Genomic DNA, 25298 nt, shown 5'->3' on the forward strand with positions numbered 1-25298 from the left:
GGCGGGGCTTGATTTATCAAGCCCCGCCGGCGATTGAGGCGCGGGGTCCGGGGCAGAGCCCCGTGCGGGTGAGCGTCACAAGCGGACCCGGCCGCCCACCTCCACCAGGTCCCCCGGGAGGGGAGCCGTGAGGATTTGGGAGCCGCGGCCCTGGCGGATGTTGAGGGCCCGGCCGAGGCTGCCGGTCAGGGCCAGGGCGGCCGCCCCCGTCGCCTCGTCCTCCACAATGCCGTCGCCGCGGCCGGGGAACCCGCGGGCCCGGACGCGGCCCGCGGCCTCGTCCTCCCAGGCCCACGCGTAGATCCACTCGCCCTCCGGAGGAACCGGCAGCGCGTCCACCTCGGCGGCTGAGCCGTACTGCCGCAGCGTGCGCCCCGGCGCCCACTCCGCGCGCGCCTCGACCCAGGTGAACTCGCCGTCCTGGCGCGCCCCGACGACGCCCGCGGGCACGACGAGTTCCGGCACGTCGAGCAGCCAGGCCGTGCCGACGCAGGGGTGCCCGGCGAACGGCAGGCGCGCGGTCGGCGTGTAGATGTCGATGACGCCGCGCTCGGGGTCGTCGACGAAGACGGTCTCGCTGAAGCCCAGCTTGGCGGCGAACGCCTGCCGTTCGCCCCGATCGGGGAGGCTCGCTCCCTCGCGGACGACGCCCAGCGCGTTGCCCTCCCGGCCGTCGGCGGCGCAGAAGACGCGCACCACCTCGTACTCGATGCCGTACTGGTTCATGGCGGCAGTCAACCACGCGACATTCCGGACTTGACCAGCACTTGACGCTTCCCTGACTTGAGCATGGGCGGCACTGAGGTAAGCCTCAGATAAGTTAGGGCGGCCTTAGTTGCCCCTGTCCTGCGCACCCCCGTACCGCCGCTGTACGCCTTGGAGCCCGCATGCGAGCCGCCCGACTCACCGTTTCCACCGCCGTCGCCGCGGTGGCCGCCCTGACCGCCGTCACGGGCTGCACCCAGAAGAGCGACGCGAAGAGCGCCGGTTCCGGGGCGATCAAGGTGACCGCCGACGACGACAGCTGCCAGGTCTCCAAGAAGAAGTTCCCCGCGGGGCACGTGGAGTTGGCGGTCGAGAACAAGGGGTCCCGGGTCACCGAGGTCGAGATCCTCTTCCCGGACGACCGGATCGTCTCCGAGCGCGAGAACATCGGCCCCGGCACCAAGCACAGCCTCACCGCCGAGGTGAAGAGCGGCGACTACCGCATCGCCTGCATCCCCGGCATGAAGGGCAAGGGCCACCGCCAGGACGTGCAGGTGACCGGCGGCAAGGCCACGGCGAAGCGGGACCCGCGCCTCGACAAGGCCGTCGCCGCCTACCGCGAGTACACCCAGACCCAGGCCGACGAGACGCTGCCGAAGGCGAAGACCTTCACCGACGCCGTCCGCGACGGGGACCTGGAGGCCGCCAAGAAGGCGTACGCCCCCTCCCGTATCGGCTGGGAGCGCACCGAGCCGGTCGCCGAGTCCTTCGGCGACATCGACCCGAAGGTCGACGTGCGGGCCGACGGCCTCGAAGAGGGCCAGAAGTGGACCGGCTGGCACCGCCTGGAGAAGGCGCTGTGGAAGGACAAGAAGCTCGGCGAGGCCGAGAAGGGGCTCGCCGACCGGCTCGACAAGGACCTGAAGGACTGGCAGCGGCGCGTCGGCAAGGCGGAGATCACGCCCACCTCCATGGCCAACGGCGCCAAGGAGCTGCTCGACGAGGTCGCCACCGGCAAGGTCACCGGCGAGGAGGAGCGCTACTCGCACACCGACCTCGTCGACTTCAAGGCCAACGTCGAGGGCGCGGAGAAGGCGTACGAGCTGCTCAAGCCGGTCACTTCGAAGAACGACGCCGCGCTCACCAAGGAGCTGGACAAGCAGTTCGCCGCGCTGGACAAGCTCCTCGACAAGTACCGCGAGGGCAAGAGCGGTTACGAGTTCGTCTCCTACGACAAGGTCGGCAAGGCGGACCAGAAGGAGCTGTCCGACGCGGTCAACGCGCTGGCGGAGCCGCTGTCGCAGCTGGCCGCGGCGGTCGTCAAGTAGCCGTCGTCGTCCCGTAGCCGCACGCCGTACACGTGAACACGCACCGCGAGGAGAGGGTCGCCATGACGGACGACGAGACCTCCAACTCCCCTGCCACATCCCGGCGTTCCCTGCTCGCCGTCGGCGGCGCCGGGCTCGCGCTCGGTGCCGCGGCCGCGGGCGGCGCCGTCGCCCTGGCCCGGTCGGGCGAGGGCTCGGACATGCGGCCCGCCGGTGGGGCCGGCGGCGCGGTGCCGTTCCACGGCGCGCATCAGGCCGGGATCGCCACGGCGGTGCAGGACCGGCTGCACTTCGCGGCGTTCGACGTGAAGACCACCGACCGCGAGGAGTTCGTGCGGCTCCTGAAGGACTGGACGAAGGCCGCCGCGCGGATGACCGAGGGCCGCGCCGTCGGCGAGGGCGCGTACGGCGGGCTCGTCGAGGCGCCGCCGGACGACACGGGCGAGGCGCTGGGGCTGCAACCGTCCCGGCTCACGCTGACGATCGGCTTCGGGCCGTCCCTCTTCGAGAAGCACGGGAAGGCCCTCGGTATCGCCGACAAGCGCCCGGACGCGCTCGTCGACCTGCCGAAGTTCCCCGGCGAGAACCTGGAGAGGACCCGCAGCGGCGGCGATCTGTGCGTCCAGGCCTGCGCCGACGACCCGCAGGTCGCCGTGCACGCCATCCGCAACCTCGCCCGGATCGGCATGGGCAAGGTCGCCATCCGCTGGTCGCAGCTCGGCTTCGGCAAGACCTCGTCGACGACGCCGGACGCGCAGACCCCCCGTAACCTCATGGGCTTCAAGGACGGCACCCGCAACATCGCGGGCACCGAGAAGGGCCGCCTCGACAAGCACGTGTGGGTGGACGCCGCGGACGCCGGGTGGATGAAGGGCGGCTCGTACCTGGTCGCCCGGCGGATCCGGATGAACATCGAGACCTGGGACCGTACGTCGCTGCAGGAGCAGGAGGACGTGTTCGGCCGGGACAAGGGCGAAGGCGCTCCCGTCGGCAGGGCGAAGGAGCGCGACGAGCCGTTCCTGAAGGCCATGAAGCCGGACGCGCACGTGCGGCTCGCGCACCCCGACACCAACCAGGGGGCGACGCTGCTGCGCCGCGGCTACTCGTTCACCGACGGCACGGACGGGCTCGGCCGGCTCGACGCGGGCCTGTTCTTCCTCGCGTACCAGAAGGACGTGCGCAAGGGGTTCATCCCGGTGCAGCGCAGCCTCGCGACGGACGCGCTCAACGAGTACATCCAGCACGTCGGTTCGGCGGTGTTCGCGGTGCCGCCGGGGGTGCGGGACGGCAGTGACTGGTGGGGCCGCGGCCTCTTCGAGCAGAAGCAGAAGGAGGCGTGAGACGCGATGTTCGCGAACTATCTGATCGGGCTGCGCGAGGGCCTGGAAGCCGGCCTCATCGTGTGCATCCTCGTCGCGTACCTGGTGAAGACGGAGCGCAGGGACGCCCTGAAGCCGGTGTGGGCGGGGGTCGGCGTCGCCGTCCTGGTGTCGCTCGGGTTCGGCGCGGGCCTGGAGTTCGGCTCGCAGGAGCTGACGTTCCAGGCGCAGGAGGCGCTCGGCGGCTCGCTGTCGATCATCGCCGTGGGCCTGGTGACATGGATGGTGTTCTGGATGCGGCGCACCGCCCGGCACCTGAAGTCGGAGCTGCACGGCAAGCTGGACAGCGCCCTGCGGACGGGCACGGCGGCCCTCGTCGTGACGGCGTTCCTCGCGGTGGGCCGTGAGGGCCTGGAGACCTCCCTGTTCGTGTGGACGGCGGTGCACGCCACCAGCGACGGCACGACGGAACCGGTGATCGGCGCGCTGCTCGGGCTCGCCACGGCCGTCGTCCTCGGCTGGCTGTTCTACCGGGGCGCGCTGCGCATCAACCTCGCGAAGTTCTTCACGTGGACCGGCGGCATGCTGATCGTCGTGGCGGCGGGTGTCCTCGCGTACGGCGTCCACGACCTGCAGGAGGCCGACTTCGTCGGCGGCCTGAACCACCTGGCGTTCGACATCAGTTCCACGATCTCCCCGGACGGCTGGCTCGGCACGCTCCTGAAGGGTGTCTTCAACTTCCAGCCCGACCCGACCGTTCTGCAGGTCACCGTCTGGTTCGTCTACCTTGTCCCCACTCTCGCCCTGTTCCTCGCGTCTCCCGGACTGCTTTCCCGCAGGGTCGCGGCAGTGCGGGCCTCCTCTTCCCGGTAGGGTTCGGGCCCGTGGCAGGGCCGGGGAGCGGAAGGTGAATCGAACGTCATGAGCGAGGCCAGGAACAGGATCGGCCGACCGGTCGCAGCGGCGGCCGCCGCGGTCGTGCTGTCCCTCACCGCGAGCGGCTGCGTGACCGTGCACGGCGAGCTGGAGATCGTCCCGACGACCACGAAGGGGCAGGCGGCGCGCGCCGTCGACACGTTCGTGGACGCGTACAACGAGGCGGACCGGACGTACGACGCGGACGCCGACGCCAAGCACGTCACCGGCGCGCTCGGCGCGATCGACGCGGCGAAGCTGAAGGCGGGCCGCGCGCTCAACCCGAACGGCAACCCGAAGCACTCGCCGCTGAAGCTCACCGACACGCGGATCACGGTGCCGAAGAAGGCGGGCTGGCCGCGCTGGTTCGTCTCGGACTCGGACAACAACCGGGTCGACGGCTACCGCTGGGTGATGGTCTTCACCCGCAACGCCGAGAACGCGCCGTGGGCCGTCTCGTACCTCTCCCTGCTCCGCGACGGCACGGTCCCCAAGTTCAAGACGGACAAGGACGGTTGGGCCGAGTCCGTCGACCCGGACGCGTCGGGTCTCGCGCAGCGTCCGAAGGACATGGGCGACAAGTACATCCAGTACCTCAAGAAGGGCGGGGACGGTTACGCCCCCGGCCCGCACACCACGCGCTGGCGCCAGACCCGCGAGCGGATCGACACGCGCCCCGGCCTCACCACGCAGTTCATCGACGAGTCCCTCACCGAGGGCAATTACGCCCCCGTGGCCCTGCGCACCGAGAACGGCGGCGCCCTCGTCTTCTTCACGACCCGCCGCTACGAGAAGCTGACCGCGTTCCCCGGCAGCAATCTGCCCGCGATCGGGGCGGACGTGAAGGCGCTGATGAAGGGCGAGCCGAAGGAGTCGGCGATGTACGGCTACGTCTCGGGCCAGGCGGCGATCGACCCTCCGGGGGGATCCGGCAAGGTGAACGTGGTCTCCCGCGTGGAGGGCATCACCACCGCCGAGGGCAACTGACGGTCACCCGTCGTTGCGGTCCCGTGGCTCTGCCCCGGACCCCGCGGGCTCTCGTCCAAGAGCGGGGCCTGATGTGCCTACGGCCATGCGGACGTGAAGTCCGGCTCCTCCGCGCCGACATACCGCGCGCACGCGTCCGTCAACGTCTCCAGCAACGTGAGCGGATCAGGAAGCGGATGCTCCGGCCCCCGCACCCAGAACACGGACCGCTCCCCCGGCAGCCGCGCCGGCGGCACCAGCACGTACGACCCGCGGCAGTGCCACCGCAGTCCCGGATGCTCGTCCATGGTCTCGGGGTGGCAGTCCAGCTCGCAGGGCCACCACTCGTCCTCCTCGTCCGGCGTCCCGCGCGTCGCCGTGAAGAAGAGCACGCGGTCGCCGCCGGACTCGGCGACGGGCCCGACCTCGATCCCGGCGGCGAGCAGCCGCTCCAGCGCCTCGTACCCCGCCTCCAGCGGAACGTCGAGGACGTCGTGGACCATGCCGGTCGCGGTGATGAAGTTGGCCTGCGGCTGATGCCCGGCCCAGCGCTCGATCTGCGCGCGGTCCGTCGTCGACTGGGTCTGCCAGGCGAAGGAGACGGGGTGCCTGCCGGGGGTGGGACAGCCGACGCGGTTGCACGAGCACCGATAGTCGGAGGGGTACGCGGCCGGGGCCAGCGGCAGTCCGGCGGCGGCAGCGGCGAGCAGCAGGTCCACACGGTCCGCGTCGGCGGCCGCGGTGTCCTTCGGGCCGCGCGCGGACCTCAGCCACCGGGAGATCAGTCCGCCCGTCGTACGCCCCGCCGTGTCGCCCCGCCCGCCGAATCGGCGGCCCTGCTCCGCGCCCATCAATCCCCTCACCATCGCCGTCGAGCCACTGCTGTCGTGCCGAGTCCGGATGAACCTTGGACCAAAAGTGTCCCACCATCCTGCGCCTCGGGTGGCCACAGTCCACATCCGGGGTGGGTGAGGGCGCGCGGGGCCCGCTTCTAGGGGCGGCGGGCGCCGATCCCGTAGAGGGCGTACTCGACGATCGCGTCCGCGTACGCGTGGTCGAGCGGTCCGGTGTTCTGCAGCCAGCGCTGGGCGAGGGGTCCGGAGAACAGGTCGCGGGCGATCAGCGGGTCGACCTCGGCGCGCACCTGGCCGGCTTCTTGGGCGGCGCGCAGCCGGGCCGCGTACAGGTCGAGCCCGGGCATGAGGAGCTTGGCGACGAAGTCCTCGGCGAAGTCGCGGTTGGCGAGGCCCTCGGCGGCGAGCGCGCGGGCAGGCGCCTCGAAGCGGGGGTCCTTCAGCTCGTCGACAGTGGCGCGCAGCACCAGTTTGAGGTCGGCCTCGATGTCGCCGGTGTCGGGCAGGGAGTCGAAGTCGAGCGGGTAGTCGGGGTGCTTCTCGGCGGCGGCCTCCTGGTTGCGCTCGCCGAGGTCGATGAAGGCCTCCATCAGGACCTCGGCCTTCGAGCCCCACCATCGGTAGATCGTCTGCTTGCCGACTCCGGCGCGGGCGGCGATGCCCTCGATGGTGGTGCGCGGGTAGCCGATCTCCCCCACGAGGCCGAGGGCGGCGTCGTAGATCGCGCGGCGGGAGCGTTCGCTGCGGCGGGTGGCGTCGGGGGCGGCCTTCTTCGCCGACTGGCTGTTCGTGGCTGACATGGTTCGAATGTAGCAGCGGGCGAGCCGAGACGGTCCGTCTCGATTACCCTTGACAAGACGAAGCGTCTCGCCCACAGTGGAGCACGTCAGCAACGCGAGACGATACGTCTCGTCGCATCGATGGAGGAGGACACCATGACCCGAGGTGGAGCAGGCGGCATGCTGGGCGTCGGCGGCGCCCGCAGCAACATGTCCCGCAAGGCGATGCGCGGCGGCGGACGCGTCGGACGCGTCGGTGGCGGGGGCGCCGACCCGGTGGCGCAGAAGCGTGAGCTGCTGCGCAAACTCCAGGAGAAGCGCGGCACGCACGACGCGTCGTGATCAGGGCCAGCCGTGAACCACCCGTTCGGTTCACAGCCCCGAGGGCTCCTCCGACCGCACCATGGGCTTCCAACCAGCCCTGCGGTCGTGAGGAGCCCTCATTGCGTAATCCGCGCCTTGTCGAACGTCGCGCCACACCCCGGCGCTATCTCATGTGCCCACCGGCACACTTCAAGGTCACGTACTCGATCAACCCGTGGATGGACCCGGCGAAACCCGTCGACGTCCCGCTCGCGGTCGCCCAGTGGGAGGACCTGGTCGCCCGCTACCGCGCGCTCGGCCACACCGTGGAACTGCTCGACCCGCGCCCCGGCCTCCCGGACATGGTGTTCGCGGCGAACGGCGCGACCGTGGTGGACGGGCGGGTGCTCGGCGCCCGGTTCGCGCACCCGGAGCGGGAGGCGGAGGCCGCCGCGCACCTGGAGTGGTTCCGCTCGCACGGCTACGCCGAGGTGCACGAGCCGGTCCACGTCAACGAGGGCGAGGGCGACTTCGCCGTCACCGCCTCGTACGTGCTCGCGGGGCGGGGCTTCCGGGCCTCGCCGCTGTCGCACGGGGAGGCGCAGGAGTGGTTCGGGCGGCCGGTGATCGGGCTCGATCTGGTGGATCCGCGCTTCTACCACCTGGATACGGCGCTGGCCGTGCTCGATGACGCGGGCGACTGCGTCATGTACTACCCGGAGGCGTTCTCGGCCGGGAGCCGGGCGGTGCTGCGGCGGATGTTCCCCGACGCGCTGATCGCCTCCGAGGCGGATGCGGGGGCCTTCGGCCTGAACGCGGTGTCGGACGGCCTGAACGTGGTGCTGCCGCAGGGGGCCGTGGGGTTGTTCGGGCCGCTGCGGGAGCGGGGGTTCGTGCCGGTGGGGATGGATCTGGGCGAATTGCTGAAGGGGGGCGGGTCGGTGAAGTGCTGCACGCTTGAGCTCCGCTGACCGGGGGTTTCGTTCGGCCTGTGCCGTGGTTGAGGTCGCGGGGCTCTGCCCCGGGCCCCGCGCCTCAATCGCCGGCGGGGCTTGAATTGCCGAACCGGCGTTGCGGATGCGGGGCCCGCTGCTCAATCGCCCGGCCCCAGCCACCTCAATCAGCCCACTCGTCGCCCCACTCCGCGTTTCGCGCGGTCTTGTACGCCTCGCCGTGCTTCTTCGTCACCGTGGTCCGTCGCAGGGTGCCCTCCGCCTCGCAGAGGTCGAGGAGGACCTGGCCCTTGCGGATCTGGGGCTTGCGGATGACGCGGGACGGGGCGGGCGTCGGCTCGGAGCGGGTCGCGGCGACGTAGGCGAACTTCTCGTCCTCGTACGCGAGGGAGCCGCCCTTGACCTGGCGGTGCAGCGAGGAGCGGGCGACGCGTGCCGAGAAGTGGCACCAGTCCGTGCCCGGCACGATGGGGCAGGCGGCGCTGTGCGGGCAGGGCGCGGCGATGTGGAAGCCCGCGGCGATCAGGCGGTCGCGGGCCTCGATGACGCGGGCGTAGCCGTCCGGGGTGCCGGGCTCGATGATCACGACGGCGCCGGTGGCGGCCGCCGCGGCGGCGTCGACGACGGTCGTGCGGTCGGCCTCGGTCAGTTCCTTCAGGACGTACGAGACGGTGACGAGGTCGGCCTCCGGCGCGTCGTGTGCCCCGATCCGGCCCCGTTCCCACCGTACGGAGTGCGCCAACCCGCCCTCGGCCGCCGCCAGTTCGCGGCCGAGGTCGAGCGCGGGCTGCGACCAGTCGACGACCGTCGTGGTCCGCTCCCCCGGCCACACGTCCCGCGCCGCCCACACGGCCGCGCCCGTGCCGCCGCCGATGTCGAGGTGGCTCGCGGGCGACCGGTCGGACGCGGCGTCCAGCGCGTCGAGCGCGGAGCGCACCGCCTCGAACGTCGCCGGCATCCGGTACGCCGCGTACGCGACGACGTCCGCCCGCTCCCGCAGGATCGGGGCGTCGGTCGGGGTGGTCCCCCGGTAGTTCGCGATGAGCCGCTCGACGGCCTTCGCCGCCTGCGTGGGCGGAAGGCCGTCGACGAGCCCGGCCAGAGCCGTGCGGAGGGTGTCGGAGGGCGACTGGAGGGGGGTGTTCACCCCCTGATTCTACGAACCGGTGGAGACGGTCACGGGGTCCGCCTCAGACCACCGCCCGCGCCACCCGGTTCCCCGCCGCCACCCGCGGGCCGTTCGACGGGCCGCGGCGGCGGGGGTGGACCGTGTTGGCGAGGAGGATCAGGAACGTGTCGGTCGCCGGGTCGATCACCAGGGACGTTCCCGTGAAACCGGTGTGGCCCGCCGCGCCGCGGCCCGCCAGTTCGCCCATGAACCAGGACTGGTCGAGGCGGAAGCCGAGTCCTGGCGGGGTCAGCATCAGGTCGACGAAGTCGGGGCCGAGTATGCGGGCCGTGCCGTAGGAGCCGCCGGTGAGGAGGGTGCGGCAGAGGACGGCCAGGTCGTGCGCCGTGGAGAAGAGGCCCGCGTGGCCGGCGACGCCGCCGAGCGCCCAGGCGTTCTCGTCGTGCACCTCGCCGCGCAGCATGCCCCGGTCGGCCTTGGCCCAGGGGCGGCGCTGGTCCTCGGTGGCGGCGGCGCCGGGGCACGGGCCGTACCCGGTGGCGGTCATGCCGAGGGGGCGGGTGATGCCCTCGCGGATCAGGACGTCGAGGGGGCGGTCCGTGACGCGCTCCAGGACGTGCTGGAGGAGCAGCATGTTCAGGTCGGAGTAGAGGTAGTCGCCCAGCGCCGATGACGGTTCCTCGGCGCGCAGGAGGGCCAGGCGCGTCGCCGCGTCCGGGGCGTCGTACAGCGGGAGTTCGGGGCGCAGGCCCGAGGTGTGGGTGAGCAGGTCACGGACCGTGATGCCGTGCCGGGCGGCGGCCCTGAACTCGGGGACGTACGCGCCGGCCTTCGCGTCGATGCCGAGTCTGCCGCGCTCGATCTGCTGCACGGCGGCGATGGAGGTGAAGAGTTTGGTGAGCGAGGCCAGGTCGACGGGGGTGTCGGGCGTCATCGAGACGCGGGCCTCGGGCGGCAGCTCGATTCCCGTGTCGGTCGCCTCGTCGTACGACGCGTAGCGCGCCGCCCAGCCGTACGCCCCCTCCGCCGCGATCACCGGGCCGCGCCCCGCGAGCACGACGGCCCCGGCGCACCAGGGCCGCGGCCCCTCGGGCAGCCGGCGCACGTCGGAGAGCAGCCCGGCGAGCTGCTCTGAGTCGAGCCCGGCCCGCTCGGGGGTGCCGTGGCGCAGTCTCGGCGCGTTCAGCGCTGCTCACCCGCCGGGCGCCGCTGCCAGGGGCGGCACAGGGTCACGAAGGCGAGCGCCGCGACGACCCCGGAGACGAGCTGGACCAGCGCCATCGGGACGGCCGTGTGCTCGCCCGCGATGCCGACGAGCGGGGAGGCGATGGCGCCGATCAGGAACGAGGCCGTGCCGAGCAGCGCGGAGGCGGAGCCCGCCGCGTGCGGGGTGCGCATGAGGGCGAGGGCGTTGGTGTTGGGCGTGGTCAGGGCCATGCAGGCCATGAGGACGAAGAGGCCGGCGGCGATGGGCGCGAGGCCGAGTTCCTCGGGCGTTCCGAAGACGCCGCTCGCGGCCAGGAGGAGGAAAGCGGCGGCGAGGACGACGAGGGTGAGGCCGATGCCGAGCACCTTGTCGAGGTTGACGCGCCCGACGAGCACCTTGCCGTTGAGCTGGCCGACGGCGATCAGGCCGATCGAGTTGAGGCCGAAGAGGAGGCTGAACGTCTGGGGGGAGGCTCCGTAGATTTCCTGGATGACGAACGGGCTGGCGCTCACGTACGCGAAGAGTGCCGCGAACGCGAAGCCGCCGACGAGCGTGTAGCCGAGGAAGACGCGGTCGGCGAGCAGTCCGCGCATCGTGCGCAGCGCCTCCATGGTGCCGCCGCCGTGCCGCCGCTCGGGCGCGAGGGTCTCCGGCAGGAACTTCCACACGACGGCGGTGAGCGCGATGCCGATGCCGGTGAGCACGATGAAGACGCCGCGCCAGTCGGTGAACCGCAGCACCTGGCCGCCGATCAGCGGCGCGACGATCGGGGCGATGCCCGAGATCAGCATCAGGGAGGAGAAGAAGCGGGCCATGGCGACGCCGTCGTACAGGTCGCGGACCACGGCCCGCGCGATCACGATGCCCGCCGAGCCCGCGAGGCCCTGCATCAGGCGGAAGGCGATGAGGAGGGTCGCGTTCGGCGCGAAGGCGCAGATCGCCGTCGCGAGGATGTAGATGAGCAGGCTGATGATGAGCGGCCTGCGGCGGCCCCACTTGTCGCTCATCGGGCCGACCACGAGCTGCCCGAGCGCCATGCCGGTCAGGCATGCGGTGAGGGTGAGCTGGGCGGTGGCGGCCGAGGTGTGCAGGGACCCGGTGACCTCCGGCAGGGCCGGCAGGTACATGTCCATGGACAGCGGCGGTACGGCGGTCAGGCCGCCGAGGATGAAGGTGACGAGGAGGCTCGCGCCGGCACCGACTGCCGCCTTGGGGACGGGAGTTGGGGCGGCGGACCGGATCTCACCGGTCGCGTTCTCCCCCGTGGTGCTCCCGGTGGAACATCCGCTGTCCTTCATCCCGTTGCCCCTCGTTTCCCTTCGTCTCTCCCGGCCACCTGTGCGATTCCCTATGCTCTCAGCTCGGCGGTGCGGTCGAGACCAATATCTGGAGTGGGTGGGGCGCGATGGCGGAGCGGGTGCGTTGGGGAATTCTCGCGACGGGCGGGATCGCCGCGTCGTTCACGGCCGATCTGCTCGATTTGCCGGACGCCGAGGTGGTGGCCGTGGCCTCGCGCAAGGAGACCTCGGCGAAGGCCTTCGCGGAGCGCTTCGGGATCGAGCGGGCGTACGGCGACTGGGCCTCGCTCGCCGCGGACGAGGACGTCGACGTGGTGTACGTCGCGACGCCGCACGCCGCGCACCGGGAAGCCGCCGGGCTCTGCCTTGAGGCGGGCCGGGCGGTGCTGTGCGAGAAAGCGTTCACGCTGAACGCGCGGGAGGCGGCGGAGCTGGTGACGCTGGCGCGCTCGCGGGGCGTGTTCCTGATGGAGGCCATGTGGATGTACTGCCATCCGCTGGTGCGGCGGCTCAAGGCGCTCGTCGACGACGGGGCGATCGGCGAGGTCCGCACGGTGCAGGCCGACTTCGGGCTCGCCGGACCGTTCCCGCCCGCGCACCGGCTGCGTGATCCGGCGCAGGGCGGCGGCGCGCTCCTGGACCTCGGCGTGTATCCGGTGTCGTTCGCGCAGCTGCTGCTCGGGGAGCCCGCCGACGTGATGGCGTCCGCGCAGCTCTCCGCCGAGGGCGTCGATCTGCAGACCGGGATGCTGCTGTCGTGGGACGGCGGGGCGCGGGCGCTGCTGCACTGCGCGATCAACGCCGGCACGGGCGTGACCGCCTCGGTGACCGGTTCGGCCGGGCGGATCGACATACCGGACGGGTTCTTCCACCCGGAGCGGTTCGTGCTGCACCGGGACGGCCGGGACCCCGAGGAGTTCGTGGCGGCGCCCGAGGACGGGCCGCGCGATTCGATGCGGCACGAGGCGATCGAGGTGACGCGGCGGATCCGGGCGGGCGACACCGAGTCGCCGCTGGTGCCGCTGGACGGCTCGCTCGCCGTGATGCGGACGCTCGACGCCGTCAGGGAACGGGTCGGCGTCCGCTATCCCGGCGAGTGACCGCTACGCGGGCTTCAGGCCCGGCTCCCCGACGGCCGTCACGAAGGACGCCGCCGTGGTGAGCGCCGCCCCCGGCGTGGTCACGGCGGACACCGTCTTGAAGTCGGCGCGCGCCGCCTCCCGGCCCAACTCCACGGTCGTGTAGCCACGCTGGCCGTTGTAGTGCTTCATGTGCGGGTTGCGGGCGAGGTAGCCGGCCCAGTTCGCGGGGCGCGCCGCGCCGTCCTTGCCGCTGGCGATCGAGGTCGTCACGATCTCGGTGCCGACCGTGCGGGAGCCCTGGTCGGCGGCGTCCCGCTTGATGTCCATGGCGTACGAGACGTGGACGTCACCGGTGAGGACCATCAGGTTCTCCACGCGGGCCGCCTCGGCGCCCTTGAGGAGCCGCTCGCGGGAGGCCGGGTAGCCGTCCCAGGAGTCCATGGACAGCGTGGTGTTGCCGGCGGACGCGTTGTTCCTGCGGGAGAACGTGACCTGCTGCGGGACGACGTTCCACAGGGCCCGCGAGTCGCGCCAGCCGTCGGTCAGCCAGCGCTCCTGGGTGAAGCCGGGCAGCGTCTGCGAGGCGGCCTCGGACTCGGGCGTCGGCGTCTTCCAGCCGTCGCCGTTGGCCTGGTCGGTGCGGTACTGGCGGGTGTCGAGGATGTCGAACTGGGCGAGCCGGCCCCAGTGCAGCCGCCGGTAGACCTTCATGTCGGGGCCGCTCGGCACCTGCGGGCGGCGCAGCGGCTGGTTCTCCCAGTACGCGCGGTAGGCGGAGGCGCGGCGCAGCAGGAACTCCTCGGGCGGGTTGCCGTTCTCGTCGGTGTCGCCCGCGTAGTTGTTCTCGGTTTCGTGGTCGTCCCAGGTGACGACGAAGGGGTGCGCGGCGTGCGCGGCGCGCAGGTTCTCGTCGGACTTGTAGAGGGCGTACCGCAGCCGGTAGTCCTCCAGCGTCACGGTCTCCCGGTTGAAGACGTCGGGCAGCACGCGGTCGGTGTACTTGCGGGCGCCGCCGGCCGAGGTGACGGCGTACTCGTAGAGGTAGTCACCGAGGTGGAAGACCACATCGATGTCCTCCTCGGCGAGGTGCTTGTACGCGGTGAAGTACCCGTCGTGGTACGCCTGGCAGGACACCGCGGCGAGGGTCAGCGCGGAGGTGTTCGAGCCGACGGCGGGCGCGGTGCGGGTGCGGCCCGCGGCGCTCACCCAGCTCCCCGCGCGGAAGCGGTAGTAGTACACGCGGCCCGGGGCGAGCCCCGCGACCTCGACGTGCACGGAGTGGTTGTACTCGGGGTGCGCGGTGGTGGTGCCGCGGCGCACCACACGGCGGAACTTCTCGTCGAGCGCCAGCTCCCAGGCCACGTCGACGCGGGCGGCGGGCAGCCCGCCGCCGGTCTCGTACGGGGACGGGGCGAGGCGCGTCCACAGCAGCACGGAGTCGGGCAGCGGGTCGCCGGAGGCGATGCCGAGCGTGAAGGGGTCGCTCTTGATCTTCTTGGCGTCGAGCTCGGCGGCGGCCGCGGTGCCGGCCGTCGGCAGGTTGGTCGCGAAGGCGAGCGCGGCGGCGGCGCCGGTGACGGTGAGGAATCTCCTGCGGCCCAAGTGCTGGGCGGCGACACGGAGTTCGGCTGCGTGCTGCGGTATGTGAGGCATGAAGCGTTATTGCAGTGGCCGGGGACGACGGCCGACTGTCACGTACACAACAGCCACATGGCGGATCGATGATCTCCGCGTGGCCGCGCGACCCGTACGCTGCGGCCCCATGAACGCTTCGCAAACGGACACCGCTTCGCGCACCGCCGTCGTCACCGGTGCGGGCTCCGGCATCGGCCGGGCCGTCGCCCTCGAACTGCTGCGGGCGGGCTGGCGGGTGGCCCTCGCGGGCCGCCGCGCCGAGCCCCTGGAGACGACCGCGGCGCTCGCCCCGGACACCGAATCCCTCGTGGTCCCCGCGGACGTGTCGCGCCCCGAGGACGTCACGGCGCTCTTTGCCGCGTCCTGCGACCGCTTCGGCCGCCTCGACCTGCTCTTCAACAACGCGGGCACGTTCGGCCCCGGCGGCGTGGGCATCGAAGACCTCGACTACGAGGCGTGGCGGCAGGTCGTCGACGTGAACCTCAACGGGGCGTTCCTGTGCGCGCAGGCGGCGTTCCGGCGGATGAAGGAGCAGGACCCGCAGGGCGGCCGGATCATCAACAACGGCTCCATCTCGGCGCACGCGCCGCGCCCGCGCTCCATCGCGTACACGACGACGAAGCACGCCATGACCGGCCTGACGAAGTCGCTCTCGCTCGACGGCCGCCCCTACCGGATCGCCTGCGGCCAGATCGACATCGGCAACGCGGCGACCGACATGACCGAGGTCATGCAGCGCGGCATCCCGCAGGCGAACGGGGAACTGGCGGCGGAGCCGGTGATGGACGTCGCGGACGTCGGCCGCACGGTGCGGCACATGGCGGAGCTGCCGCTGGAGGCGAACGTCCAGTTCGCGACGGTCCTGGCGACGAACATGCCGTACATCGGCCGGGGCTGACGTCCAAGATCCGGGACGCGGTCCCGATCCGCCGCGCTTCCGGTGTCCGAGCTTGATCCACTGGACTAGGGTCACTCGAACGGGCCTGCGCACCAGGTGCGGGCCGGACGAGTGCCGGACGGTGAGGTCATGACCTGCTCACGTTTTCGTACGTCTCGTAAGTCCTGCCCCGGGCGCCGCGACCTCGGGCTGCTCGCGCTGCGCGTCGGCACCGGCGGGGTGCTCGCCGCGCACGGCGCGCAGAAGCTCCTCGGCTGGTTCGGCGGCGGCGGGGTGTCCGGCACGGCCGCCGGCATGGAGGCCATGGGGTACCACCCGCCCAAGGCCAGCGCCATCGCCGCCGGGCTCGGGGAGGCGGGCGGCGGGGTGCTGCTCGCGCTCGGGCTCGCGACGCCGGTGGGCGGCGCGGCCGCCGCCGGAACCATGGCGGGCGCGGCCGCGGTGCACGCGCCGAACGGCTTCTTCGCACAGAACGGCGGCTACGAGTACGCGGCGTTCCTCGGCTTCGTCGCGGCGGGCCTCTCCGTGACCGGCGCGGGCCGCTACTCCCTCGACCACGCGCTCGGCCACCGGCTCGACCGGCACTGGATGGTGCCCGCGGCGCTCGTCGGGGCGGGCGCGGCGGCGCTGGCCGTGGTGTCGTCCCGCAACAAGCAGGTGGCCGCGGGACAGGACGAGAAGGAAGAGGAATAGCCCGCCCGGCAACCCGTCGGCGCACCCCGTCCGCGACCCTCTACCCTCGTCGCTCGTGACGACGAACCCCGACTCCGACGACGCCCTGTGGGCGACGATCGACCGCCTGCGGTCCTGGCTCGACGACAACAACGGCCGCCCGCCCCAAGAGGCCCTCCTCCTGCGGATGCTGAAGCTCTCGGAGGAGGTCGGCGAGGTCTCCGAGGCGGTGATCGGCGCGATCGGCCAGAACCCGCGCAAGGGCCTGAGCCACTCCTGGGGCGACGTCGAGTCGGAGCTGTGCGACGTGGTGGTGACGGCGCTGGTCGCCCTCGGCACCGTGGCACCCGACCCGCGGGGCACACTCCACGCCCATGTGGCGAAGGTGGCGGACCGCTCGCTCGACGCGAAGGCCGACACGGCGCCCGACGCGGCGCCCGACGACGCGAAGCCCGTCGTCGTTCCGCACGACACCGAATGGGCCGTCGGCGGGCGGGAGTTGTGCGCCCTGCTGCGGGAGCGTCTCGGCCCGGCGGCCCTGCACGTCGACCACATCGGGTCGACGTCCGTGCCCGGCATGGCCGCCAAGGACATCTACGACGTGCAGGTGAGCGTCGCCGACCTGGACGGGGCCGCGGCCGCCTTCGATGCCCCGCTGGCCGCTCTCGGCTTTGAACGGGCGCCGTATCTGCGCGATCATGTACCGGCGGGCCGCGAGGCCGACGAGGACCCGGCCGACTGGGCCAAGCGGTACTGGTCGCGGCGGGGCGGCAACGCTTCGGACGTCAACCTCCATGTGCGCAGGGCGGGTTCGCCGAACGAACGGCTCGCGCTGCTGTTCCGGGACTGGCTGCGGGCCACGCCCGACGCGGTCCCGGCGTACGCGCGCTTCAAGCGGGTGCTCGCCGGTAACGTGCCCGACACCGGCACGTACGCCGACGTGAAGGATCCCGTCGTCGACCTCGTCGCGGTCGTCGCGGAGCAGTGGGCGGAGGCCACCGGCTGGCGCCCGCACCCGTGAACCCCGCGCGGGCCTGGCGCACAAGGTGAACGGCTACCATCGCCGCCATGACTGACAGGCACCGAAGCACCGAACTCCCGCGCCTGGGTGTGGCCATCGTCACCATGGGCAACCGGCCCAAGGACGTCGACGCCCTCCTGGAATCGGTGGCCAAGCAGGATGCGGTGCCCACCCGCGTCGTCATGATCGGCAACGGTACGGCGCTGCCCGCCTATCCCGGCTACCCGTTCGAGGTCACGACGGTCGAGCTGGACGACAACCTCGGCTGCCCCGGCGGCCGCAACGTCGCGCTCGCCCGGCTGCGCGAGTTCGGCGACGTGGACGTGGCCGTGGAGCTGGACGACGACGGGCTGCTCGTCGACGCCGATGTGTTCTCGACCATCCAGCGCCTGTTCGCCGAGGACCCGGCGCTCGGCATCGTCGGCTTCCGGATCGCCGACGAGCTCGGCGAGACGCAGCGCCGCCATGTGCCGCGGCTGCGGGCGAAGGACCCGATGAAGCGCGGCCTCGTCACCGCGTTCCTCGGCGGCGCGCACGGTTTCTCGATGAAGATGCTCGACGAGACCGGCGACTGGCCCGCCGACTTCTTCTTCACGCACGAGGAGACCGACCTCGCCTGGCGGGCGCTCGACGCCGGCTGGAAGGTGCTCTACGAGCCCGCCCTCCTGCTCCAGCACCCGAAGACGTCCCCGGCCCGGCACGCCGTCTACCACCGGATGACCGCCCGCAACCGGGTGTGGCTGGCCCGCCGCCGCCTGCCCCTCCCGCTGATCCCGCTGTACCTGGCGGTGTGGACGGGCATCACGCTGCTGCGCACCCGCTCGCTCGGCGGCCTGCGCGCGTGGGCGGGCGGCTTCGCGGAGGGCCTGCGGGCGTCCGCCGGAGAGCGCCGCCCGATGCGCTGGCGGACGGTGTGGCGGATGACGCGGCTCGGCCGCCCGCCACTGATCTGACCGTACGGGGGCCGGCGCGCCCGCTCAGGTGCTTCGCTGGCCCCATGATTGTCGTCGCCACCAGTGTCATCGCGGTCCTCGGCACCCTGCTGGGCGCGGGCCTGAGCCACGTACTGCAGGGTCGCACGGCCGCCCGCGGCCAGGACTTCGCGCGCGCCGAGCGGCTGCGCCAGGAACGCATCGACGCCTACTGCGCGTTCGGCGGCGCGCTCGCCAACTACCGGCGGGGGCAGCTGGACCGCTGGTTCCCCGAGCACGTCGACCGGCCGGGCGAGACGGCCGACGTCCACGAACTGCGGCGCGAGGCCCAGCGGTTGAGGACGGCGGCCATGGAGGCGATGTTCCGCGTCGAACTGCTCACCGAGGCCCCGGCCCTGACCGCCCTCGCCCGCGAGGCGATGGCGTCCGTCGACCGCGTCCTCACGGCCGGCGACCGCGAGGAGCTCCGCGTCGTACGGGACGAGTCGCGCGGCCTGATCCACCAGTTCATCGCGGCGTCCCGCCCTCACGTCCTCCCCCGGTGACCCGGCCCGGCCCGGCCGGATCACCCCGGGTCTCGCGTCAGCACCCGTGACTCCCTGCTCACGCGTGAACACAGACGTCAGCACAGCACACGCTTACATCACCATTACTCGCATACTGGACATAACCCTTCCCCTCGCGAAAGGCGGGCGCATGTCCTCGAACGGCCACGACACCACCGGCACAGCCGAAGAGGCCGAACCGACCACGGCCCTGGAAGTGGGCGAACCCGCCGCGTTCGACAGCGGCCTCGAAGCGACGGTCGACGACCTCGAACCCTTCGCGCCCACCTATCTGGACCGGGACCACGAGGAAGGCGACACGTACGTCCGCTTCACGGTCCGCGTGAAGAACACGGCCCCGGGCGTGCGCCGCGCCATGCGTGCGCACCACGCCGAGCACCCGCGCCGCGCGCCGCGCAGGGGCTATTCCAGCGAGGCCGCGCACACCAGGGCCGTCGACCAGCACACCAAGGAGCACACCGACGCGCTGCGCCGGGCGAAGGCGGCGACGCGGATGCACCTCACCGCCCGCGTGCAGATGTGGGCGGGCGATGCCCCCGCGGCCCGCTCGTTCGACGCCGACCAGGACATCCTCGCCGGCCTGCACAGCGAGGTGCGCCGCCGTCGCACGCGTACGGCCACCTACGCCTTCCGCGTCCCGGCGGGAGCCCTGGACGACCTCCGCATACGCCTGAGCCCCGCGGTGAACGGCACGACCCGCGAGTCCGCCGAGTGGACGGCGTCCCTCCCGGCCCCGCCGGAGGACCTCCTCGACGACTCCCTCGTACGGGAGCCCGCCGGGCAGCGGGACGCCGGGGCCGAGGAGGACACGGACGACAACGACGACGACACGGAGCGGGCCCCGAAGAAGCGCAAGCAGCGCCGCCAGGAGAAGCGGGAGCACCGGCGCCAGCAGATCCGCTCGACGCACGGCGCGGCGCTCTGACGCCGCATGGGGGGCGGGGCGGGGAAGGGGCAGACGAGTCGGGCTGTACGCCGGGTTCTGTGCTCCCGGGACCTCGCGGTCGTCGGGGCGACGGCCATCCATCTACGACCGGCGTTGCCACCGGCCTCCTGCGGTCTACCCGCGAACATCGGGCGGGCAGCCCTCGATCGTCCGCGCAGAACCGTCTCCGAAGAGGCGGTCCCTCTTGACCTTGCTCCAGGTGGGGTTTACCTAGCCGCCTGAGTCGCCTCAGGCGCTGGTGGTCTCTTACACCACCGTTTCACCCTTACCGAGGGCCTTGCGGTCCCCGGCGGTCTGTTTTCTGTGGCACTGTCCCGCGGGTCACCCCGGGTGGCCGTTAGCCACCACCTTGCCCTGTGGAGCCCGGACGTTCCTCGGGAGGTTCCGGAGAACCCCACGCGGCCGCCCGCCCGGCTCGTCTGCCGTCCGGCCATCCTACCTGCCGGTCCGGAGGACCCCGTCCGCTTGACCCTGCCGTAGCGTCAACGTTTCTACTGAGGTCATGCGGATCGGAGAGCTGGCCCGGATCGTCGGCGTCACCACACGTGCCATCAGGCACTACCACCACCTCGGACTGCTGCCCGAGCCCGAGCGACTCGGCAACGGGTACCGGGAGTACGGACTGCGGCACGCCATCGAGCTGGCCCGGATCCGGCGGCTGACCGAGCTGGGGCTCGGGCTGCCCGAGGTGCGGGACGTACTCGCGGAGGACGCGGGGCGCGACCTCGTCGAGGTGCTCGCCGAGCTGGACGCGGACCTGGCACGACAGGAGACGGCCATCCATGAGCGGCGCACCCGGCTGCGGGCGCTGCTCTCGGACGCCGAGCGCGGGCGGCTGCCCTCCGACGGCCCGCTGTCCCCGGAACTGAGCGCGTTCTTCGGCGAGTTGGGGGACGAGCTGCGGGACTCGCCGATGGCCGCGAAGGACCGCGAGGTGCTCGCCCTCATCGACACGGCGGCGCCGCCCGAGGACCGCGAGCACCTGATGTCGGTGCTGCTGCCCGCCCTGTCCGGCCCGGACGCCCTCACGGCCGCCCGGGACGTGTACGCACGGCTCGACGCGCTCGCCGACGCCCCGGTGGACGACCCCCGGGTGGCCGGGGCGGCGCGGGCGCTGGCCGCGTGCGTGCCGCCGGACCTGCCGACCGGCGAGGCGCTCGCGGAGGGGAACACCCTGCTCGACACCTTCCTCGCCGACTTCTCCCCCGCCCAGGCCGAGGCCGTCCGGCTCGCACTGCGGATGGCCGCCGAGGGCGGTGCGCCATGACGGGCCTGCGGACGGCGCTGCGCGTCCTCGCCTACGCCGCCCTGGTCTGCGAACTCGTCGTCACCGGCTTCCTGTTGGCGGGCACGCGGCCGCCGCGCGCCGTCGAGGCGGCGGTCGTCGCGGTGCTCGTCGTCGAGGCCTGCGGTCTCGCGGTGCTGTACCGGCGGGGCGGCCGGGACGCCGTGCGGGAGGTCGTCCCCGCCAAGGTCCGCCGGATGGTCGGGCACGAGCTGCGGGTGTTCACGAGCCTGCTGCGGTGGGCGGCGCGGCGACCGCACGGGGTTCCGGCCGGCGCCGACGCCTTCCCGTACGCGCGGGGCCAGGCCGTGATGATGTACGGCATCACGTTCGTGTGCGTCGTCGAGTCCTTCGGGATGTGGGCGCTGCTGCGCGACTGGCCGACGCTCCACCACGTCGTCCTGTTCCTCGACGTCTACACGGTGGTGTGGATCCTCGGCCTGCACGCCGCCGCCGTGACCCGCCCGCACGTGCTGTCGGACGGCATCCTGCGGGTGCGCCGGGGCATCCTCGTGGACCTGCGGATACCGCTGGAGCGGATCACGGCGGTGCGCCGCGAGAACAAGTACACGCACGAGGCGAAGGAGGGTGAGCTGAACCTGGACATCGGCGCCCAGACCAGCATCACCATCGAACTCGCCGAACCCGTACGGCACTTCACGTTCCTCGGCCGGCCCCGGGACGTCCGCCTCGTGCGCCTGCACGCGGAGGATCCGGACGCGCTCGCCCGCACCCTGGAGCTCACGCGGGCGCGAACAGCACCTTCGCCGACCCCGGGTCCGCCTGCGTGAGCCGGACCCGCAGCCGCTCCCCCAGCGGCAGCGCGGTCGCGGCGCCCTCGATTCGGGCGACGACGGCGGGATCGGTCAACTGGACGGTCCCGTTGGCGGGTTGACGTTCCTTGACGTCCACGACCACCGCGTCGAAGACGTCGCCGACCCGGTGCTTGAGGAGCGCGGCCTCGACGATGTCGACGCACTCGCGCTCCACGGTGTTGGCCCGCCGGGTGCCCTCGGCCATCTCCTTCGGCAGCTCGTCCAGGGCCGTGAGGACCCATTCGGGAACGCCGCGCCCCGCGCATGCGGCCAGGCACAGCTCGGACGCGTAGCGGTCGACGAGGCGGCGCAGCGGGGCCGTGCAGTGGGTGTAGGGCGCGGCGACGGCGGCGTGCGTGGCGAGGGCCGGGGGCTCGCCCCCGCTGAACGCCGTGTAGCCCGCGCCGCGCAACAGCGTCGTGCACTCCTGGAGGAACGCGGCGTGGTGCGGGTCCCGCGGGTCGAGCGAGCGCACGAGGTCGGAGTACGGCACGTGATGCGGCCACTCGATGTGCAGGGCCTTCGCGGTGCGGCGCAGCCGTCCGACCGCGCCGTCGGGAGCGGTGGGCAGGGTGCGCAGGATGCCGGTGCCCGCGGTGAGCATCAGCTCGGCGGCGGCCATCCCGGTGAGCAGGGAGATCTGGGCGTTCCACGAGTCGGCGGGCAGCGGGGCCCGGTAGGCGAGTTCGTACGCGGTGTCGCCCGCGACGATCTCCTGCTCGGGCACGTCGAGCGAGATGCCGCCGCGTTCGACCTCCAGCTGTTCGCGCAGCGTCCCGATGTCCTTGAGCAGGGCGAGCGGTTCCTCGGCGGTCCCGTCGTCGATGGCCTGCTGCACGCCCGCGTAGTCGAGCTTGGCGCGGCTGCGGACGAGGGCGCGGTCGACGTCGGTGGACTCGGCGCGGCCGTCGGCGTCCAGGTCGATCGTCCACAGCACGGCCGGGCAGGTCTGGCCGGGCAGCAGGCTCGCGGCGCCCTCGCTGAGCACGGTGGGGTGCAGCGGCACCTTCTCGTCGGGGAAGTAGAGGGTGGTGACGCGGCGGTGCGCCTCGGCGTCGAGGGCGCCGCCGGGAGCGACGAACGCGGCGACGTCGGCGATCGCGTACCGCACGCGGTAGCCGCCGCCGGGGCGCCGGGACAGGTGCATGGCCTGGTCGAGGTCGGTCGACGTGGGCGGGTCGATGGTGAAGAACGGGATCGCCGTCTCGTCGCGGTCCGGCAGCCACGGCGGCTCCGCGGCGGCCTGTTCCGCCTCCGCGAGCACATCGGCCGGGAACTCGCCGGGCACGTCCAGCTTCGTACGCAGTTCGCGCAGCACGGCGCCGAGCGGCTCCCGCGCCGCGCCGGTCACACGGAGGTGGCGACGGGGCATGCCATGAAGCGTAGGACCGGGTGGCGCGGTCGGCACGCCGTAGGCTGGTGCGCCGATCGTCTTCTGTTCCCGTACGTGCTTGAGGAGTGCCCCGTGCTTGTGCTGTTGCCGCCGTCGGAGGGTAAGGCCGCTTCCGGACGCGGGGCGCCGCTGAAGCCGGAAGGGCTGTCCCTGCCGGGCCTCGCGCAGGCGCGGGCGGCCGTCCTGGACGAGCTGGTCGAGCTGTGTGCCGCCGACGAGGAGAAGGCGCGCGAGGTGCTCGGTCTGAGCGAGGGGCTGCGCGGCGAGATCGCCAAGAACACGGAGCTGCGCACGGCGGGCGCGCGCCCGGCGGGCGAGATCTACACGGGTGTCCTGTACGACGCCCTGGACCTGGCCTCCCTGGACGCGGCGGCGAAGAAGCGGGCGGCGAAGTCCCTGCTCGTCTTCTCCGGCCTGTGGGGCGCGGTCGGCATCGCGGACAGGATCCCCTCCTACCGCTGCTCGATGGGCGTGAAGCTGCCGGGGCTCGGCGCGCTGGGCGCGTACTGGCGGAAGCCGATGGCCGAGGTGATGCCGGAGGCGGCCGGGGACGGGCTCGTGCTCGACCTGCGCTCGTCGGCGTACGCGAGCGCGTGGAAGCCGAAGGCCTCGGACGGCACGGTGGCGGAGCGGACGGCGACGGTGCGGGTGCTGCACGCGCCGACCCGCAAGGTCGTCTCCCACTTCAACAAGGCGACCAAGGGCCGGATCGTCCGCTCGCTCCTCGAGGCGGGCGCCGCGCCTGCCGGACCCGCGGAGCTGGTCGACGTGCTGCGCGGGCTCGGGTACGTCGTGGAGGTCGAGGAGCCGTCGAAGGCCGGCCGGCCGTGGAGCCTGGACGTCCTGGTGGACGAGATCCACTGACCCGCGACACCGCCGGTTGCAGCATGCGCAACGCCCTTTGCGCATGCTGCATGCACCGGGGCAGGATGGCCCCATGACCTCGACTGCCGCCGCCTCTGCCGGCTCCGCCTCCGTGCTGGATCTCGCCCCCGTCGTCCCCGTCGTCGTGGTGGAGGACATCGCCGACGCGGTGCCGCTCGCGCGGGCGCTCGTCGCGGGCGGCCTCCCCGCCATCGAGGTGACCCTGCGCACGCCCGCCGCGCTCGACGCGATCCGGGCGATCGCCGCGGAGGTGCCGGACGCCGTCGTCGGCGCGGGCACCGTGATCTCGCCCGCGAACGTCGCCGACTCGGTCGACGCGGGCGCCCGCTTCCTGGTCAGCCCCGGCTGGACGGACACGCTGCTCGACGCGATGAAGCGGTCCGGGGTGCCGTTCCTGCCCGGCGTCTCGACGACGTCCGAGGTCGTGGCGCTGATCGAGCGCGGCGTGCACGAGATGAAGTTCTTCCCGGCGGAGGCCGCAGGCGGCACCGCGTACCTGAAGTCCCTCGCGGGCCCCCTGCCGCAGGCCCGCTTCTGCCCGACGGGCGGCGTCTCCCCGGCCAACGCGCCCGGCTACCTCGCGCTCAAGAACGTCGGCTGCGTGGGCGGCAGCTGGATGCTTCCGGCCGACGCCATCGCGGCGAAGGACTGGGACCGGATCGAGTCCCTGGCCCGCGAGGCGAGCGGCCTCCGCTAGTACCTCGTCAGCTCAGGTGCGCTGTCTCGTTGAGGCAGCGCACGCTCGCGTTCCCGTCCGCGTAGTACGCGACCGTGGTCAGGGACGCCGCCGCGAGCTCCATGCGGAACATCGCCTCGGCGGGCGCGCCGAGCGCGAGCCGCACCAGCGTCTTGATCGGCGTCACATGGCTGACCAGCAGGGCGGTGCGCCCCCGGTACGCCGCCGTCAGCCGGTCCCGCGCCTCCACGACCCGCTCCGCGACCTCGGCGAAACTCTCGCCCCCGCCGGGCGGTGCGGCATCGGACGAGCCGAGCCAGGCGTTCAGATCGTCCGGGTACCGCGCCCCGGCCTCCTTGAACGTGAGCCCCTCCCACGCCCCGAAGTGCGTCTCGCGGAGCCCGTCGTCGACCTCCACACCGAGCCCCAGCCGCGCACCGACGACCTCGGCGGTCTCCCGACACCGCTTGAGCGGCGAGGCGACGACTACGTCAATCCCACGCCCGACCAGCGCCGCGGCGGCGGCAGCGGCCTGCGCCCGCCCAACCTCGGACAGCTCGGGGTCCCCGCCCCCACTCCCGGAAAACCTCTTCTCAGGAGTGAGCGCAGTCTCCCCATGCCGAAGCAGTAGAAAGGTGGCAGGGGCACTGAGGTCGGGCGCTCCTTGCGCCTGGGCGGGCAAAATCAAGCCCCGCCGGCGATTGAGGCGCGGGGTCCGGGGCAGAGCCCCGCGACC

General features: G+C 72.6%; 25 protein-coding genes, 1 other RNA gene and 1 pseudogene. 17 read left to right on the forward strand and 10 right to left on the reverse strand.

What is annotated here, in order from left to right:
* Window positions 1-75: 75 nt before the first annotated feature.
* A complete protein-coding gene (locus ACFV9W_RS07525) occupies window positions 76-726 on the reverse strand; it encodes a PhzF family phenazine biosynthesis protein (protein ID WP_385756569.1) in 651 nt (216 codons plus the stop codon).
* 161 nt (window positions 727-887) lie between these two features.
* On the opposite strand from ACFV9W_RS07525, the gene efeO reads away from it, so the two are divergent.
* The 4 genes from efeO to ACFV9W_RS07545 all read left to right on the forward strand — a co-directional run bounded on the left by efeO (window position 888) and on the right by ACFV9W_RS07545 (window position 5254).
* Entirely contained in the window at window positions 888-2033 is a 1146-nt protein-coding gene (gene efeO, locus ACFV9W_RS07530) for an iron uptake system protein EfeO (protein WP_385756571.1), read from the forward strand.
* Between the two features lie 62 nt (window positions 2034-2095).
* Window positions 2096-3373 (forward strand): iron uptake transporter deferrochelatase/peroxidase subunit, encoded by a 1278-nt coding sequence (gene efeB / locus ACFV9W_RS07535; RefSeq protein WP_385756572.1) that lies wholly within the window; start codon window positions 2096-2098, stop codon window positions 3371-3373.
* Window positions 3374-3379: 6 nt separating this feature from the next.
* Entirely contained in the window at window positions 3380-4225 is an 846-nt protein-coding gene (gene efeU / locus ACFV9W_RS07540; protein ID WP_385756574.1) for an iron uptake transporter permease EfeU, read from the forward strand.
* 48 nt (window positions 4226-4273) lie between these two features.
* Window positions 4274-5254 (forward strand): hypothetical protein, encoded by a 981-nt coding sequence (locus ACFV9W_RS07545; RefSeq protein ID WP_385756576.1) that lies wholly within the window; start codon window positions 4274-4276, stop codon window positions 5252-5254.
* 77 nt (window positions 5255-5331) lie between these two features.
* Here the strand turns inward: ACFV9W_RS07545 and ACFV9W_RS07550 are convergent, their stop codons facing one another.
* Together ACFV9W_RS07550 and ACFV9W_RS07555 are read right to left on the reverse strand one after the other, a co-directional pair.
* Window positions 5332-6084, reverse strand: a complete 753-nt coding sequence (locus ACFV9W_RS07550) for a bifunctional DNA primase/polymerase (protein WP_385756578.1) — start codon at window positions 6082-6084, stop codon at window positions 5332-5334.
* Between the two features lie 140 nt (window positions 6085-6224).
* Window positions 6225-6887, reverse strand: coding sequence for a TetR/AcrR family transcriptional regulator (locus tag ACFV9W_RS07555; protein ID WP_385756580.1), 663 nt, complete (start codon window positions 6885-6887; stop codon window positions 6225-6227).
* Window positions 6888-7022: 135 nt separating this feature from the next.
* Between ACFV9W_RS07555 and ACFV9W_RS07560 the strand changes: the two genes are divergently transcribed.
* Window positions 7023-7208: a DUF6243 family protein gene (locus ACFV9W_RS07560; RefSeq protein ID WP_385756583.1), complete on the forward strand. Its 186-nt coding sequence runs from the start codon at window positions 7023-7025 to the stop codon at window positions 7206-7208.
* Window positions 7209-7309: 101 nt separating this feature from the next.
* A complete protein-coding gene (gene ddaH / locus ACFV9W_RS07565; RefSeq protein ID WP_385756584.1) occupies window positions 7310-8140 on the forward strand; it encodes a dimethylargininase in 831 nt (276 codons plus the stop codon).
* A gap of 145 nt (window positions 8141-8285) precedes the next feature.
* On the opposite strand, the gene ACFV9W_RS07570 is transcribed toward ddaH, so the two are convergent.
* Genes ACFV9W_RS07570 through ACFV9W_RS07580 form a run of 3 tightly spaced genes read right to left on the reverse strand, consistent with a single transcriptional unit; the run spans window position 8286 to window position 11756 of the window.
* Window positions 8286-9269 (reverse strand): small ribosomal subunit Rsm22 family protein, encoded by a 984-nt coding sequence (locus ACFV9W_RS07570; RefSeq protein ID WP_385756586.1) that lies wholly within the window; start codon window positions 9267-9269, stop codon window positions 8286-8288.
* Window positions 9270-9312: 43 nt separating this feature from the next.
* Window positions 9313-10437, reverse strand: coding sequence for a serine hydrolase domain-containing protein (locus tag ACFV9W_RS07575; protein ID WP_385757050.1), 1125 nt, complete (start codon window positions 10435-10437; stop codon window positions 9313-9315).
* On the reverse strand, window positions 10434-11756 hold the full coding sequence (locus ACFV9W_RS07580) for a multidrug effflux MFS transporter (RefSeq protein WP_385756587.1): 1323 nt from the start codon (window positions 11754-11756) through the stop codon (window positions 10434-10436). The genes ACFV9W_RS07575 and ACFV9W_RS07580 overlap by 4 nt, the downstream gene beginning before the upstream one ends.
* A 107-nt stretch (window positions 11757-11863) precedes the next feature.
* On the opposite strand from ACFV9W_RS07580, the gene ACFV9W_RS07585 reads away from it, so the two are divergent.
* Window positions 11864-12856, forward strand: a complete 993-nt coding sequence (locus ACFV9W_RS07585) for a Gfo/Idh/MocA family protein (protein WP_385756589.1) — start codon at window positions 11864-11866, stop codon at window positions 12854-12856.
* 3 nt (window positions 12857-12859) lie between these two features.
* Here the strand turns inward: ACFV9W_RS07585 and ACFV9W_RS07590 are convergent, their stop codons facing one another.
* The gene (locus ACFV9W_RS07590; protein ID WP_385756591.1) at window positions 12860-14491 is read right to left on the reverse strand and encodes an alkaline phosphatase D family protein; all 1632 of its coding nucleotides are present in this window, start codon (window positions 14489-14491) and stop codon (window positions 12860-12862) included.
* A gap of 109 nt (window positions 14492-14600) precedes the next feature.
* Here ACFV9W_RS07590 and ACFV9W_RS07595 point away from each other — a divergent pair, with 109 nt between their 5' ends.
* The 6 genes from ACFV9W_RS07595 to ACFV9W_RS07620 all read left to right on the forward strand — a co-directional run bounded on the left by ACFV9W_RS07595 (window position 14601) and on the right by ACFV9W_RS07620 (window position 19487).
* Window positions 14601-15371: an SDR family oxidoreductase gene (locus tag ACFV9W_RS07595; RefSeq protein ID WP_385756592.1), complete on the forward strand. Its 771-nt coding sequence runs from the start codon at window positions 14601-14603 to the stop codon at window positions 15369-15371.
* A gap of 129 nt (window positions 15372-15500) precedes the next feature.
* Window positions 15501-16064, forward strand: coding sequence for a DoxX family protein (locus ACFV9W_RS07600; protein WP_385756594.1), 564 nt, complete (start codon window positions 15501-15503; stop codon window positions 16062-16064).
* A gap of 55 nt (window positions 16065-16119) precedes the next feature.
* Window positions 16120-17064: a GrpB family protein gene (locus tag ACFV9W_RS07605; RefSeq protein ID WP_385756597.1), complete on the forward strand. Its 945-nt coding sequence runs from the start codon at window positions 16120-16122 to the stop codon at window positions 17062-17064.
* Window positions 17065-17111: 47 nt separating this feature from the next.
* A complete protein-coding gene (locus ACFV9W_RS07610; RefSeq protein ID WP_385756598.1) occupies window positions 17112-18017 on the forward strand; it encodes a glycosyltransferase family 2 protein in 906 nt (301 codons plus the stop codon).
* Between the two features lie 44 nt (window positions 18018-18061).
* A complete protein-coding gene (locus tag ACFV9W_RS07615; protein ID WP_385756600.1) occupies window positions 18062-18541 on the forward strand; it encodes a hypothetical protein in 480 nt (159 codons plus the stop codon).
* A 151-nt stretch (window positions 18542-18692) separates the two neighbouring features.
* Window positions 18693-19487, forward strand: coding sequence for a hypothetical protein (locus ACFV9W_RS07620; RefSeq protein WP_385756602.1), 795 nt, complete (start codon window positions 18693-18695; stop codon window positions 19485-19487).
* Window positions 19488-19517: 30 nt separating this feature from the next.
* Here ACFV9W_RS07620 and rnpB read toward each other — a convergent pair.
* Window positions 19518-19926, reverse strand: an RNA gene (gene rnpB / locus ACFV9W_RS07625) — RNase P RNA component class A.
* 84 nt (window positions 19927-20010) lie between these two features.
* On the opposite strand from rnpB, the gene ACFV9W_RS07630 reads away from it, so the two are divergent.
* Window positions 20011-20775, forward strand: a complete 765-nt coding sequence (locus ACFV9W_RS07630) for a MerR family transcriptional regulator (RefSeq protein ID WP_385756604.1) — start codon at window positions 20011-20013, stop codon at window positions 20773-20775.
* Window positions 20772-21584 (forward strand): hypothetical protein, encoded by an 813-nt coding sequence (locus tag ACFV9W_RS07635; RefSeq protein ID WP_385756606.1) that lies wholly within the window; start codon window positions 20772-20774, stop codon window positions 21582-21584. Before ACFV9W_RS07630 ends, ACFV9W_RS07635 begins: the two co-directional genes overlap by 4 nt.
* Here ACFV9W_RS07635 and ACFV9W_RS07640 read toward each other — a convergent pair.
* A complete protein-coding gene (locus ACFV9W_RS07640) occupies window positions 21535-22980 on the reverse strand; it encodes an RNB domain-containing ribonuclease (RefSeq protein WP_385756608.1) in 1446 nt (481 codons plus the stop codon). The genes ACFV9W_RS07635 and ACFV9W_RS07640 overlap by 50 nt on opposite strands.
* A 93-nt stretch (window positions 22981-23073) precedes the next feature.
* On the opposite strand from ACFV9W_RS07640, the gene yaaA reads away from it, so the two are divergent.
* Entirely contained in the window at window positions 23074-23865 is a 792-nt protein-coding gene (yaaA, locus tag ACFV9W_RS07645) for a peroxide stress protein YaaA (protein ID WP_385756610.1), read from the forward strand.
* 73 nt (window positions 23866-23938) lie between these two features.
* Entirely contained in the window at window positions 23939-24583 is a 645-nt protein-coding gene (eda, locus tag ACFV9W_RS07650) for a bifunctional 4-hydroxy-2-oxoglutarate aldolase/2-dehydro-3-deoxy-phosphogluconate aldolase (RefSeq protein ID WP_385756612.1), read from the forward strand.
* A 7-nt stretch (window positions 24584-24590) separates the two neighbouring features.
* Here eda and ACFV9W_RS07655 read toward each other — a convergent pair.
* Window positions 24591-25226 (reverse strand): annotated as a pseudogene (locus ACFV9W_RS07655) (histidine phosphatase family protein); the annotation flags it as partial.
* Between the last annotated feature and the right edge of the window lie 72 nt (window positions 25227-25298).

The sequence above is a fragment of the Streptomyces sp. NPDC059897 genome (assembly GCF_042730865.1).
Lineage (GTDB): Bacteria > Actinomycetota > Actinomycetes > Streptomycetales > Streptomycetaceae > Streptomyces.